Source organism: Azohydromonas caseinilytica (assembly GCF_012927045.1).
GTDB classification, from domain to species: domain Bacteria; phylum Pseudomonadota; class Gammaproteobacteria; order Burkholderiales; family Burkholderiaceae_C; genus Azohydromonas; species Azohydromonas caseinilytica.
Genome location: NZ_JABBFW010000039.1, coordinates 1 through 14,310 on the forward strand (window position 1 = coordinate 1; position 14,310 = coordinate 14,310).

The 14,310-nt window shown below is 69.8% G+C and carries 11 protein-coding genes; 9 read left to right on the plus strand and 2 right to left on the minus strand.

The genetic code is table 11. The features are described from left to right. On the minus strand, positions 1-447 hold a 447-nt coding region (locus HHL10_RS27565), incomplete at its 3' end, for a WD40 repeat domain-containing protein (RefSeq protein ID WP_310734693.1). 615 nt (positions 448-1,062) lie between these two features. On the opposite strand from HHL10_RS27565, the gene HHL10_RS27570 reads away from it, so the two are divergent. From HHL10_RS27570 to HHL10_RS27610, 9 genes are all read left to right on the plus strand, one after another. Further along, positions 1,063-1,980 (plus strand): LysR family transcriptional regulator, encoded by a 918-nt coding sequence (locus HHL10_RS27570; protein WP_169163628.1) that lies wholly within the window; start codon positions 1,063-1,065, stop codon positions 1,978-1,980. 107 nt (positions 1,981-2,087) lie between these two features. After that, a complete protein-coding gene (locus HHL10_RS27575; RefSeq protein ID WP_169163629.1) occupies positions 2,088-2,396 on the plus strand; it encodes a hypothetical protein in 309 nt (102 codons plus the stop codon). Between the two features lie 276 nt (positions 2,397-2,672). Then, positions 2,673-4,112, plus strand: a complete 1,440-nt coding sequence (gene aspA, locus HHL10_RS27580) for an aspartate ammonia-lyase (RefSeq protein ID WP_169163630.1) — start codon at positions 2,673-2,675, stop codon at positions 4,110-4,112. 298 nt (positions 4,113-4,410) lie between these two features. Further along, the gene (locus HHL10_RS27585; RefSeq protein WP_169163631.1) at positions 4,411-5,715 is read left to right on the plus strand and encodes a dicarboxylate/amino acid:cation symporter; all 1,305 of its coding nucleotides are present in this window, start codon (positions 4,411-4,413) and stop codon (positions 5,713-5,715) included. 44 nt (positions 5,716-5,759) lie between these two features. Next, positions 5,760-6,614 (plus strand): aldo/keto reductase, encoded by an 855-nt coding sequence (locus HHL10_RS27590; RefSeq protein ID WP_169163632.1) that lies wholly within the window; start codon positions 5,760-5,762, stop codon positions 6,612-6,614. Positions 6,615-6,627: 13 nt separating this feature from the next. After that, entirely contained in the window at positions 6,628-7,104 is a 477-nt protein-coding gene (locus HHL10_RS27595) for a hypothetical protein (RefSeq protein WP_205833253.1), read from the plus strand. A gap of 266 nt (positions 7,105-7,370) precedes the next feature. Further along, positions 7,371-8,942, plus strand: coding sequence for a methyl-accepting chemotaxis protein (locus tag HHL10_RS27600; protein WP_235971838.1), 1,572 nt, complete (start codon positions 7,371-7,373; stop codon positions 8,940-8,942). A gap of 211 nt (positions 8,943-9,153) precedes the next feature. Next, positions 9,154-10,284 carry a PEP-CTERM sorting domain-containing protein gene (locus HHL10_RS30815; protein ID WP_169163660.1) on the plus strand — a complete coding sequence of 377 codons (1,131 nt, stop codon included), beginning with the start codon at positions 9,154-9,156 and terminating at the stop codon, positions 10,282-10,284. Positions 10,285-10,544: 260 nt separating this feature from the next. Continuing rightward, the gene (locus HHL10_RS27610) at positions 10,545-12,008 is read left to right on the plus strand and encodes a sulfatase family protein (RefSeq protein ID WP_169163633.1); all 1,464 of its coding nucleotides are present in this window, start codon (positions 10,545-10,547) and stop codon (positions 12,006-12,008) included. 119 nt (positions 12,009-12,127) lie between these two features. Here the strand turns inward: HHL10_RS27610 and glgX are convergent, their stop codons facing one another. Further along, positions 12,128-14,269 (minus strand): glycogen debranching protein GlgX, encoded by a 2,142-nt coding sequence (glgX, locus tag HHL10_RS27615; RefSeq protein ID WP_169163634.1) that lies wholly within the window; start codon positions 14,267-14,269, stop codon positions 12,128-12,130. Between the last annotated feature and the right edge of the window lie 41 nt (positions 14,270-14,310).

A 14,310-nucleotide genomic window follows, 5' to 3' on the forward strand; every position in this document is an offset into this window, starting at 1 on the left:
CAGCAGCTTCTTGCCCGTGCCCGCGTCGAAGAGGTGCACGTCGCTGTCGCGGCCCACCACCCCGAGGCGGCGCCCGTCGCTGCTGAACAGCACCCCGGTGGCCACCGCGCCGATGTCGATGTCGAACCTGGAGACGTCGAGCACGCTGTTGGCGTCGAGCAGCCGCACCTTGCCGTCCGCGCGCGCCACCGCCACCGAGCCGCCGTCGGGCGACAGCGCCACCGCCGTGACGCCTTTCTTGACGTAGCGGCGCAGCAGCTTGCGCAGCAACTGCGGCTTCTCCGCCGCGGCCGCGGCGGCCTCCGTGTTCTGCGCCTGCGCGCTCGTCGCAGCCGCCGAGGACCTGCCCGCCTCGTCACCGCCGCCGCACCCGGCCAGCGCAAGGCCCAGCAACACGGCCGCCGACGCCATGCCGATCCGCCGGAATTGATGTTCTGCGTAATTCATACCACCCCTCTCCATCGCAAGGAATGCGTGGCGTGCCGCAAATAACACGACCCGTACGCGACCCGGCCACCTCACGCCGCGAACGGAACCGCAATATCCAATGGACTCAATTCAAAAGACCGCGCACGAATATCCACCCCAGAATCGTCCGGGCCGCCGTCAGTCTCACGCCATTTCTGCGAATCCCTCGCAAACCGATTTTTCTGGGGCCATCAGCCCAATGTCGAGAATCTACTCGGACCACCGCCTCTCCCGACACCAACCAATCAGGGGTCCGAGGGCATGATTTCTGGCACAAATTGTTAGATGCTCGAATCAAAAAGCATTTTTGTGTGGCAGACATTGCATATTGTTGTAATTCTTGCCGGGACCCCTTTGACGGTCAGGGGCATAACGGGAATATCTCTGCAAAGTACATTTGGAAATATTTCGCCCGCTGAGTTGCCGGGAGAGAAGGTGCGATTGCCCCCAGAGCGGTCGCCCCGTTGTGCGCGCAATCCAGACTGCCAGGCATCCGGGCCGACGCTCCGGTGTGTGGCCTGAGTCTTCGAGGAGCGCCGCTAGACTCCCGGCCCGCCCATCCCGCCGTTCCCGGCCCTGACAAGACCGCATCCCATGGAACTCAAGTGGCTCGAAGACTTGTTGAGCCTTTCGCGCACGCGCAGCTTTTCCCGTACCGCCGCCGAACGCTTCTGTACCCAATCCGCATTGAGCCGGCGCATCAAGGCGCTGGAGCTCTGGGTCGGCGTGCCGCTGGTGGACCGCAGCGCCTATCCGGCCACGCTGACGCCCGCGGGCGTGGTGTTCCGCGACACCGCCGAGGAGGTGGTGCGGCAGCTGATGGAGGTGCGCGACGATTTGCGCGACCGGCTGCAGCCCAGCAGCGACGCCGTGACCATCACCTCGCTGCAGACGCTGTCGGTGGTGTGCTTCCCGCACTGGCTACAAGCCTGCCAGCAGCGCATCGGCCCTTTCGACGTGCGCCTGGTACCGGACAACATGCACAGCTGCGCCCGTGCGCTCATCGAGGGCAGCTGCGACCTGATGCTGTCCTATGCGCACCCGTCGGTATCGGTGCTGCTCGATCCGGAACGCTTCCCCTCCGTGCTGCTGGCGACCGAGCGTTTCCTTCCGGTGAGCAAGGCCGACACGGCCGGACGCCCGCTGTTCGCCCTGCCCGGCACGCGGCGCCAGCCGCTGCCCTACCTGGCCTACGGGCCGGAAACGATGCTCGGCCACGCGGCCGATTTCGCGCTCAAGCAGCAGCAGCACCAGGGCGTGTACCTGCGCTGCTGCTACCAGAACCCGATCGCCGAGGGGCTCAAGCCCATGGTCAAGGCCGGGCACGGCGTGGCCTGGATGCCGGCGAGCCTGATCAGGCGCGAGCTCGAAGCCGGCGAACTGGTACCCGCCGGCGACGAGAGTTGGGAGCTGACGCTGGAAACCCGCCTGTACCGCCGGGCCGACACCACCAAGCCGCGCGTGCTGCAAGCTTGGTCAGCGCTGCAGGACGGCCTGCCGGCGCAGTTCTAGCCGGCATCGCCGCAGGGCAGGTCCGTTTCGCGCATCGGCACCCCGGTTGCCGCGTTCCGGCACCAGGCCGGCAATCTTGCCGGCCCCATGCTTTCGAAGGAACCGACATGAGCAACCCCAGCGGCAAACCCAATTCAACGGACCTGGACCAACCGGAGGCCCGGAAGACGGGCGAGCTCAACACGCAGGCCGGCTCGCGCATGGGCCAGGACCAGCTCTCCAGCACCAACCTGGGCCGGCATGGACAGCAGATGCAGGGCAGCGTGGGTGGCAGCCCCAGTGCGGACCAGGCGGACCCGGCCTGGGTCGGCAACCGGCAAGAGGCGTGGCAGCAGGCCCAGCCCGGCCAGCAGCTGAAGCCCGACAGCCTGGGCCAGCAGGGCCAGGAACAGAAGACGCCCAAGCAGACGCGCTGAGCCGCCACCAGCCGACTCCTCAGGGTAAATCCCAGGTCTTCGGCGGGCTCGCACCCAGGCGCGCGACGCCGGGCCCTCTTGCGCCGCACGCATGGCATGCGCGCCGCGCAACAGCCTATGCGCCATGCGCAACAGCCCATGCGCCGCGCATTGGCGTTCGCCGCATCGTCATTGGACGCCCCAGGGGCCGCTGCCTACGCTGACGGCCATGGAGAGAGCAACGAAAACGCCCGGCAGTTCCGCCGGGCGGAGCCCGGACTCTCTACCCACCCCGCCATGACGATCCAAAAGATTGACACCGCAACGACTACCCGCATCGAGCATGACCTGCTGGGCGAGCGCGAAGTCCCGGCCCAGGCCTACTACGGCGTGCACACGCTGCGCGCTGTGGAAAACTTCCCCATCAGCGGCACCGCCATCGGCATCTATCCCGACCTGATCCAGGCGCTGGCCTGCATCAAGGAGGCCGCGGCGCGCGCCAACCACGACCTGGGGCTGCTCGACGCGGTGCGCGCCGACGCCATCGTGCGCGCCTGCCGCGAGCTGCGCGCGGGCCGGCTGCACGAGCAGTTCGTGGTGGACGTGATCCAGGGCGGCGCCGGCACCTCGACCAACATGAACGCCAACGAGGTGATCGCCAACCGCGCGCTGGAGCTGCTGGGCCATGCCAAGGGCGAGTACCAGCACCTGCATCCCAACGACCACGTCAACCTCAGCCAGAGCACCAACGATGTGTACCCCACGGCGCTGAAGCTGGCCGCGCACTTCGGCATCCTGCGCCTGGTCGAGGCCATGACCGTGCTGCGCCGCTCCTTCGAGCGCAAGGCCACCGAGTTCGCCGACGTGCTGAAGATGGGCCGCACCCAGCTGCAGGACGCGGTGCCCATGACGCTGGGCCAGGAGTTTTCCACCTACGCCACCATGCTGGGCGAGGACGAGGAGCGGCTGCGCGAGGCCGTGGCCCTGGTGCACGAGATCAACCTTGGCGGCACGGCCATCGGCACCGGCATCACCGCGCACCCGGAGTACGCGGCGCGCGTGCGTGAGCATCTGGCGCAGGTGACCGGCATCGCGCTGGTCACCGCGCCCAACCTGATCGAGGCCACGCAGGATTGCGGCGCCTTCGTGCAGCTCTCGGGCGTGCTCAAGCGCGTGGCGGTGAAGCTGTCCAAGACCTGCAACGACCTGCGCCTGCTTTCCAGCGGGCCGCGCGCCGGCCTGGGCGAGATCAACCTGCCGCCGATGCAGGCCGGCTCGTCGATCATGCCGGGCAAGGTCAACCCGGTGATCCCGGAAGTGGTGAACCAGATCGCCTTCGAGGTGATCGGCAACGACATCACGGTGAGCTTCGCGGCCGAGGCGGGCCAGCTGCAGCTCAATGCCTTCGAGCCCATCATCGCCCACAGCCTGTTCAAGAGCGTCACGCACCTGCGCAACGGCTGCCTGACGCTGGCCGAGCGCTGCGTGGACGGCATCACCGCCAACCGCGAGCACCTGAGCGCGCTGGTGCGCGACTCCATCGGCGTGGTCACCGCGCTGAACCCCTACATCGGCTACAAGCAGGCCACTGCCGTGGCGCGCGAGGCGCATGCCACTGGCGGCAGCGTCTACCGTATCGTGCTCGACAAGGGACTGCTCACCCAGGCGCAGCTGGACCACCTGCTGCGGCCGGAGGCGCTGACGACGCCGCAGGTGCTTGATCTGGCTGGACGTTGACGCGTCACGCGCACTGACCGGCGGGGCGCAGGCCGGGAGCTGAAGCGCCCCGCACCCTGTTTCGTCATGCCCGCGCAGGCGGGCATCCACGAACGCCGAGACCTCACCCAAAAAACGCATTGCGGTAGGCCACCTTATCCGGGCTGCGCCCCGGTACGCGTGGATGCCCGCCTTCGCGGGCATGACGGCGTAACGGGTGGGCCGTGTCGCTTCCGGCCCTCCCCTTTCACTCACTCCTTTGCTCCTACACACGAGGTCCAGCCGTGACTGGGCCCGCTTTCCCGGAGACATCCTTCCCATGAAGAACATGAATCCCCTGGTGCGCCAGATCCTGGTGGCCATGGTGCTGGGCGTGGCCGTGGGCTGGGCCTGCCACGCCGCGGCAGCCGACGCCGCCGCGGCCAAGGACATCGCGCGCTACTTCGGCATCGTCACCGACGTGTTCCTGCGCATGATCAAGATGGTCGTGGCGCCGCTGGTCTTCGCCACGCTGGTGGCCGGCGTGGCCAGCATGGGCGACGCCAAGATGGTCGGCCGCGTCGGCACCAAGGCCCTGACCTGGTTCGTCACCGCCTCGCTGGTGTCGCTGGGCCTGGGCCTGGTGTTCGTGAACCTGTTCCAGCCCGGCGCGGCCCTGGGCCTGCCGCTGCCCGATGCCCACGCAACCACCAACCTCAAGACCTCGGCGCTGAACCTGGCCGACTTCGTCACGCAGGTCTTCCCCACCAGCATCGCGCAGGCCATGGCCAGCAACGCCATCCTGCAGATCCTGGTGTTCTCGCTGTTCTTCGGCTTCGCCATCGCCGCGCTGCCGCGCGAGGCCACGGGCACGACCGTGCGCTTCGTGGACGAGCTGGTGACGATCATGCTCAAGCTCACCGACTTCGTGATGCGCTTCGCGCCGCTGGGCGTGTTCGCCGCCATCGCCTCGGTGATCACGACCCAGGGCCTGGGCGTGCTGTGGACCTACGGCAAGTTCATCGGCGGCTTCTACGCCGCGCTGGCCGTGCTGTGGCTGGTGATGATCGTCGCCGGCGCCCTGGTGCTGGGTCCGGGCCCGATGCGCCGGCTGCTGGGCCTCATGCGCGAGCCGCTGCTGATCGCCTTCTCCACCGCCAGCAGCGAGTCGGCCTACCCGAAGATGCTGGAGCAACTGAAGACTTTCGGCGTGCGCCAGCGCATCGCCAGCTTCGTGCTGCCGCTGGGCTACTCCTTCAACCTCGACGGCTCGATGATGTACCAGGCCTTCGCCGCCCTCTTCGTGGCGCAGGCCTTCGGCGTGGAGATGTCGCTGCCCACGCAGGTCACGATGCTGCTGGTGCTGATGGTGTCGAGCAAGGGCATCGCCGGCGTGCCGCGCGCCTCGCTCGTGGTGGTGGCCGCGGTGCTGCCGATGTTCGGGCTGCCCGAGGCCGGGCTGCTGCTGATCATGGGCATCGACCAGTTCCTGGACATGGGCCGCACCGCCACCAACGTCATCGGCAACGGCATCGCCACGGCCATCGTCGCGAAGTGGGAAGGCCAGCCCACGACCGCGGAGGACGAGGAGGACGAAGCCCAGGAGGCCGCCGCGCCGGCCCGGGCCCAGCCCCAGCCGGGTTGAGCGCCGCGGCTACGATGCGGCGCATGCCGCTACCGGAGAACGCCATGCGCACCGTCACGCTCCCCAACGGAACCCCGCTGCCGGCCCTGGGCCTGGGCACCTGGCGCTACGGCGAGGCGCCGCGCAGCCGCGCCGCCGAGGTGAAGGCGGTGCGCCAGGCGCTGGAGCTGGGCGTGCGCCTCATCGACACCGCCGAGATGTACGGCGAGGGCGGCGCCGAGGAGGTGCTGGGCGAGGCGCTGGCGCAGGCTTTCCGCGCCGGCGATGTCAAGCGCGAGGAGCTCGTCATCGTCAGCAAGGTCTACCCGCACAACGCCAGCCGCAGCGGGCTGCCCAAGGCCTGCGAGCGCAGCCTGCGGCGGCTGCAGCTCGACCGCCTCGACCTGTACCTGCTGCACTGGTCCGGCTCGCACCCGCTGCGCGACACGGTGGCGGCCTTCGAGGCGCTGCAGTCCAGCGGCCACGTCACGCACTGGGGCGTGAGCAACTTCGACGTGGACGAGATGCAGGCGCTGTGGCGCGTGGACGGCGGCCAGCGTTGCGCGGTGAACCAGGTCTACTACTCGCTGTCGCAGCGCGGCATCGAGTTCGACCTCGTGCCCTGGCTGCGCGAGCGCCGCGTGCCGCTGATGGCCTACTGCCCCATCGACCAGGGCGCGCTGGCGCGGGAGCCCGGGCTGCAGCCCCTCGCGCAGCGCCTGGGCGCCACGCCGGCGCAGGTGGCGCTGGCCTGGCTGCTGCAGCGCGGCGACGTCATCGCCATCCCCAAGGCCGTGCGCGAGGCGCACCTGCGCGAGAACGTGGCGGCGGCGGACCTGGCGCTGGACGCCGCCACGCTGGACGAGCTGGAGCGCCTGTTTCCGGCGCCGCTGGCCAAGCAGCCGCTGGCCATTGTCTGAAAGGGGCCCGCCCTTGCCCCACCCGGCCCGCCCGCGCTTCACGCGGGGCGACCTGTTCTGGGCCTGGCTCATCGCCACCGTCTTCAGCGGCATCCCGTCCACCGCGTACGCGCTGCTCACCGACGCCGACCCGATGGAAGCCACCTGGGCCGCGGGCGGGATGCTGCTGTCCATGAGCGCCCCGCCCGTGCAGCTGTTCATGGCGGCGGGGGTGGCGCATGGCACGGTGTCGGCGTTCTGGACCCTGGTGTTCAGCCGCCTGCTGCCCCGGCGCCACGTGCTGCCCTGGGCGCTGGCGGGCTCGGCCGCGGTGGCGCTGCTGGACCTGCGGCTGATCGCGCCGCCGCTCTTCCCCTCGGTCGCCGCGCTGGCCTTCTGGCCCCAGTTCGCCGACCACCTGATGTGGGGCGCGCTGCTGGGCGGGACGCTGCGGTGGCGGCTGGCCCGCGCTTCCCGCCGTGGCGCACCACCCGCCGATGCCCCCACATGAAGCCCACCCGAGCCGGCGCGAGCGAGCCTGGTGCATGGCCCGCGCGCCCGGCTGCGCCGCATGCCCCAGGACGGAGCCGGCCGACGGTTAAGCTCCGGTCAGCGCAGGTATCAAAAGGTTGCACGAACCTTGCTGTGACCCCTGCCGTCAAGAGTCCGGTCATGGCCTGGTCCATGCGCCGGTCCCGCTTTCCGAGTGCCTGTATCCAGCGGCCCGACACCATCGGCCCAAGGGCCAGGCGTACTCGACCGCAAACAACGCGTCCCATGTCAAAGCTTCGCCAGATTTCCATCCGGGCCCGCTTCCTGTTGGTCATGTCGCTCGTTACCGCCGCGCTGACGGTGGTGGGCGTGTGGGGGTGGCTGTCCACCGCCAGCGGCATCGCCACGGTGTCGAACCTCTTCAACCAAGCCACCGCGGCCAGCGCCGCCGCCGGCTCGCTGCGCGAGGCGCTGGCCGGGCTGCGCCGCTACGAGGCGGCGATGATCGCCCAGTCGGTGTCGAACCCGACCGAGGTCCAGACCTACCACGCGCTGTGGAAGCGCGAGCTCGACGCGCTGTTCAGGAGCGGCCAGGCGCTGGTGACGGCCAGCGACAACTCGGCCGAGATCGTGGGCCTGGTGGCCCGGCAAAAGCAGCTCGCCGGCGAGTACGCCGGCCTGATCGCGCCCATCGCCGAGAAGCTGGAGGCCGCGCAGCTCGACGCCTCGGCCGCGCTGGCCTATGCCGCGCAGGCCGAGGACACGGCCAAGGCACTGCACGCCGTCATCGACGCGCTGAGCCAGGCGCAGCTGGCGCACCAGGACAGCGTGCGCGCGCAACTCTCCGCCGGCATGACGCTGGCCTCCGCGCTGCGCCTGGCGCTGGTGGGCGGCGTGCTGCTGATCTTCCTGCCGCTGATGCTGCTGACGTTGCGCTCGGTGTGCGGCCCGCTCGACGAGGCCGTGGCCCTGGCGCGGCGCATCGCGCAGGGTGACCTGGGCACGGCGCCGGCGGTACGCGGCCGTGACGAGACGGCGCGGTTGCTGGCGGCGCTGGGCGACATGCAGGCCAACCTGCGCCGCCTGGTCGGGCAGGTGCGCGACGCAGCCTGCAGCATCCAGCTCGCCAGCGCCGAGGTGGCCAGCGGCAACGCCGACCTGGCGCAGCGCACCGCCTCCACGGCGGCCAGCCTGCAGCAGGCGGCGGCGTCGATGGAGCAGCTCAACGGCACGGTGGGCTCCAGCGCGCAGTCGGCCTCGGCCGCCAGCCGCCTGGCCGTGGAGGCGGCCGAGGTGGCGGTGCGCGGCGGCACGGTGGTGTCGCAGGTGGTGGCCACGATGGAGGAGATCGACGCGAGCTCCAAGCGCATCGCCAGCATCGTCGGCACCATCGACGGCATTGCCTTCCAGACCAATCTCCTGGCGCTCAATGCCGCGGTCGAGGCCGCGCGCGCGGGCGAGCAGGGCCGGGGCTTCGCCGTGGTGGCCAGCGAGGTGCGCAATCTGGCGCAGCGCACCCAGGAGGCGGCGCGGGAGATCAAGGCCCTCATCGGCACCAGCGTGGACAAGGTCGGCAACGGCGCACGCCTGGTGAGCGACGCCGGGCAGACCATGGGCGAGATCGTGGACGGCGTGCGCCGCGTGGCCGAGCTCATTGGCCAGATCAGCGCCGCGACCGGCGCGCAAAGCGGCGACATCGGCCAGGTGCACGCCACCGTGCAGCAGCTCGACGAGAGCACGCAGCAGAACTCGGCGCTGGTCGAGCAGTCGGCCGGCGCGGCGCACAGCCTGCGCCAGCAGGCCGAACGCCTGGCCGGGTTGGTGGCGGTGTTCCGGCTCGAAGCCCGCCCGGCCTGAGCCCCCTGCTTTCGGGCGCCCCGGGCAGGCGCAGCGCTTGCCGCGCCGTGCCCCGGACTTCCCGCCCCGCGAGAAAGCGGCAAGCCCTGCCGGCGGCAGGCGCTGCGCGGCCTTCTCTGACCGGCCGCTGACCGGCACCAGCGTCCCGCAGCCGGGCCGGAGCTCCCTGGGCTTGCCGCGGCCGGGCGGCGCTTCGGCATGGAGAACGCGCATGAGGACACTGACGAGTGTGGCCACCCTCGCCCTGAGCCTGGGCCTGCCGGTCTTCCCGGCGCAGGCTCAGGCGGGCCTGCCCAAGTACCGCGTGGAGGTGCTCAAGGGCCCCGCCGACATGGACCCCAAGTTCATCGCCGGCCTGGCCTTCAACGACCTCGGCCATGTCACCGGCTATGCCCGCTTCGGCGACCCGCTGCAAGACCGCTACGGCAGCGCCTTCATCTACAAGGACGGCAAGCTCGACGCGCTGGGGCCCTTCGGCGGCGAGCCCTCGCGCGGCCTGGGCATCAACAACCGTGGCGAGATTGCCGGCTACTACGTCAGCCGCGGCGCCGGCTCCGCCGTGCCGGTGCTGTACCGCGACGGCCGCATCATCGACCTCGGCGCGTCGCTGCGCCCCGGCGATGTCGGCGAGGCCGTGGCCATCAACCAGGCCGGCCAGGTGGTGGGCAACATGGGCGCCAGCGGGCTGTCCTTCATGTACGAAAACGGCCGCAGCCGCTACCTGCCGCGCGATGCCGGCACGCGCTTCTACCAGGTCAGTGGCCTCAACGACCGCGGCGACGTCATCGGCCAGGTCTGGAACGACTGCTGCACCTACCAGGGCTTCGTGCTGCGCGACGGCGAGCTGCGGCGGCTGCCGAGCTTCGGCGGCGACTACAGCTTCGCCAACGCCATCAACGACCAGGGCCTGGTGGTGGGCAGCGCCTGGACGCGCGACATGAACGGCTACCTGCCCGTGCTGTACCAAAACGACGAGCTCCGCAGCCTGGGTACCCTGGGCGGGCGCACCGGCAGCGCCAACGACGTCAACGAGGCCGGCTGGATCGTGGGCCAGGCCGACCGCGCCGACGGCCGCGGCGCCGGCTTCCTGTGGCGCGACGGCGCGATGCACGACCTCAACGGGCTGCTGGCCGGCGACTACGGCAAGAACCGCCACATCAGCGGCGCGGTGGCCATCAACGAGGCCGGGCAGATCCTGGCCTACAGCCAGTACAACGGCCTCTACCACTCGGCCCGCACCGTGATCCTCACACCCGTGCCCGAGGCCTCCAGCGTGGCCATGACGCTGGCCGGGCTGGGCGTGCTGGGCTGGGTGGCGCGGCGCCGGCGCCCGACCGCCTGAAATCCGGCCCGGCTGGGCAAATGCCATACCGCAACCCCTCACTGGAATAAGGGGCCGCAAATAACCAAATATTTCAACGACCCACTTTTTTTCATGGGCGCGCCACAATAAACGACCTGACCCCGAGAATATCGAGGTCATTCCACCCGACCCGGCCGGGTGCATTACCGTAGCCATGGAAAACACCGGTTTTCCATGAATTCCTGCTGCCAGTCCGGCGGCCGGGTATTGCCTTGCCCAAAATAGGAGGAGCGGCTGACATGGCATCCGTGAATATGTCCCGGCGGCGTCTGAGCCTGGCCCTGCCGTGCGGCCTGGCGGCACCGGCGCTGGCCGCACCGCCCGGCGGCCCCCGGCCCAACATCCTGTTCATCCAGGCCGACGACCTGGACTACGAGATCTTCAGCCACATGGTGAAGGTGCGGCAGCTCATCACCGAGCCCGGCATGGAGTTCGTCAAGCACTACTGCAGCCTGCCGCTGTGCGTGCCCTCGCGCGTCACGATGCTGCGCGGCCAGTACGCGCACAACACGCGCGTGATGGACAACCGCGACCCCTACGGCGGCTTCGACCGCTTTTTCCAGGACGGGCTGGAATCCTCGACCGTGGCCACCTGGCTGCAGGGCTCGGGTTATCGCACGGGGTACATGGGCAAATACCTCAACGGTTACCCGGGCGAGGCGGTATCGGCAGGGCTGACCTATATTCCGCCCGGCTGGACCGACTGGTTCGTTCCCAACGGCGGCGATGAATACCGCCAGCTCATCTACACCGTCAACGACAACGGCAACACGCTGAGCTTCAACGGCGACCCCAAGACGCATTTCCACGACGTGATGACGCAGCAGGCCGTGCGCTTCCTGCGCCAGGCGGCCAACGACCCGGTGAGCCGGCCCTTCTTCCTGTGCGTGAACCCCTACCTGCCGCACGGCCCGTCCATGGCGCCGGCGCGCTACCTGCAGCTGCTGCCCGACGTGCGGCTGCCGCGCCCGCCCAACTTCAACGAGCTCGACGTCAGCGACAAGCCGCGCTGGGTCAAGCAGCTGCCGCTGCTGGACGAGGCCACCATCGCGCAGATGGGGCGGCTCTACCGGCGCCGGCGCCAGTCGGCGCTGGCGCTGGACGACATGGCGCAGGCACTGGTGCAGGCGCTGCAGAGCACCGGCCAGCTGGACAACACCTACGTCTTCTTCACCTCGGACAACGGCCACTTCCAGGGCCAGCACCGCATCAAGGGCGACAAGAAGCGCGTCTACGACGAGAACCTGCGCGTGCCGCTGGTGCTGCGCGGGCCCGGCATCGCCGCCGGGCGCACGGTGAGCCACCTCACGGCCAACGTGGACCTTGCATCCACCATCGCCGCCATGGCCGGCGTCACCCCGCCCGGCTTCGTGGACGGGCGCTCGCTGAAGCCGCTGTTCCGTGGCCCGGGCCCGGCGCGCTGGCGCCAGACCCTGCTGCTGGAGTGCCAGCCGCCGGAGGTCAACAGCGTCTACCAGTCCTACGCCGGGCTGCGCACCACCGACGACCGCACCTTCGCGCTCTTCGCCTACGGCTTCGGCGAGTACTACGACATGCGCACCGACCCGTACCAGCTGGTCAACCGCCACGCCGCCCTGCCGCCCGAGGTCCGGACCGCGTTCCGCGTGCAGCTGCGCTCCATGCGCGACGCCGCCGGTGCGGCGCTGCGCCGCGCCGAGGAAACGATGGTGCCGCGGGCGTGATCAAGCCGCACCGCACCATTCCAGGTTCAAGTCGGAAGTGAAAGATCACCGTTTGCCCCGAGCTTGGCGAAGGGCTCCGCCCGAACGGGTTTTCTTTCAGTGTCAGCGAAGCGCTGGCATCACTCCCGGCTCACCCACACCACCAGCGAGCGCCCGGCGAGGCTGAAGGCCTCGCCCGCTTGCGCCTCGCTCACCTCGCCCTGCGGCTCGGCGGTGTCGAGCAGCTTGCGCCAGCGCCCGCCCTCCTCCGGATGCGCGGGCAACGAGAAGGCGATGGGCTCGTGCCAGGCGTTGAACAGCAGCAGCACGCTCTCGTCATGCGCCGGGCGCGGCACCGCGGTGGAGGGGGCGCGGCCGTCGATGAGCATGCCGAAGCAGCGGGTGTTGGCGTCGTCCCAGTGCGTGGCGTCCATCTGCGCGCCGTCGGGGGCCAGCCAGGTCACGTCCTGCACGCCCGGCACGCCCTCGGTGGCCGACTCGCCGGTGAGAAAGCGCTTGCGCCGCAGCACCGGGTAGCGCGCGCGCAGCGCCAGCAAGCGCCGCGTGAAGTCCTCCAGCGCCAGCCCGCGCTCGTCGATGCCGCTCCACTGCACCCAGGAGATGTCGTTGTCCTGGCAATAGGCGTTGTTGTTGCCCTGCTGCGTGCGCCCGAACTCGTCGCCGGCCAGCAGCATGGGCGTGCCCTGCGACAGCAGCAGCGAGGCCAGCAGGTTGCGCTGCTGGCGCGCGCGCAGCGCCAGCACTTCCGCGTCGTCGGTCGGCCCCTCGGCGCCGCAGTTCCAGGACTGGTTGTCGGAATGGCCGTCGCGGTTGTCCTCGCCGTTGGCCTCGTTGTGCTTGTCGTTGTAGGACACCAGGTCGGCCAGCGTGAAGCCGTCGTGCGCGGTGATGAAGTTGACGCTGGCCCAGGGCCGGCGCCCGCGCCGGTTGAAGCGGTCGCCGCTGGCGCTGAGGCAGCGCGACAGCGCCGCGGCCTGCGCCTCGTCGCCCTTCCAGAAGGCGCGCACGGTATCGCGGAAGTCGTCGTTCCACTCGGCCCAGCCCGGCGGGAAGCCGCCGACCTGGTAGCCGCCGGGGCCGCAGTCCCAGGGCTCGGCAATGAGCTTCAGGCTGGAGAGCACCGGGTCCTGCCGGCAGCTGTCCAGGAAGCCGCCACCCTCGTCGAAGCCGTAGGGCTCGCGCCCCAAGATGGTGGCCAGGTCGAAGCGGAAGCCGTCCACGTGCATCTCGGTGGCCCAGTAGCGCAGGCTGTCGGTGACGGTCTGCAGCACGCGCGGATGACTCAGGTTGAGCGTGTTGCCGGTACCGGTGTCGTTGATGTAGTAGCGCGGGTTGTCGGGCAGCAGCCGGTAGTAGCTGGCGTTGTCGATGCCCTTGAAGCACAGCGTGGGGCCCAGCTCGTTGCCTTCGGGCGTGTGGTTGTAGACCACGTCCAGGATCAGCTCCATGCCGCGCGCATGGACGCGATCGACCAGCTCCTTGAACTCGTCGATCCACGGTCCCGACAGGTAGGGCGGGTGCAGCGCGAAGAAGCCCAGCGTGTCGTAGCCCCAGTAGTTGGCGAGGCCCTTGTCCTCCAGCAGCTGCTGGCTGATGAACATCTGGATGGGCAGCAGCTCGATGCTGGTGACGCCCAGGTTGCGGATGCGGTCCAGCACCGAGTCCTGCGCCAGCCCGGCGAAGGTGCCGCGCAGCTCCTCGGGCACGTCGGGATGGCGCATGGTGAAGCCGCGCGCGTGCAGCTCGTACAGCACGGTGCGGTCCCAGGGCACGCGCCGCCCCAGCGTTTGCCGCCACTGGAAGTGCGAGTCCACCACCACGCACTTGGGCATGAACGGGGCGCTGTCGCGCTCGTCGAAGCTCAGATCGCCCTCGGGATGGCCCAGCGTGTAGCCGAACAGCGCCGCGTCCCAGCGCAGCGAGCCCATCACGGCCTTGGCGTAAGGGTCCAGCAGCAGCTTGTTGGGGTTGAAGCGGTGTCCCTCCAGCGGCGCGTACGGGCCGTGCACGCGGTAGCCGTAGCGCGCGCCCGGCTGCAGCCCCGGCACGAAGCCGTGCCAGACCTCGTCGGTGTACTCGGGCAGCACCCAGCGGTCGATCTCGTGCTCGCCGCTCTCGTCGTAGATGCAGACCTCCACGCGCGTGGCATGCGCGGAGAACAGGGCGAAGTTGACGCCTTCACCGGTGAAGGTGGCGCCGCGCGGAAAGGGCTCGCCCTCCTCGGCGAGCTTGACGCCGCGGGACAGGATCGGATCGGACATGGTCTCCCCAGGGTGTTGATCGAGCGCCGTGGGCAAACGGC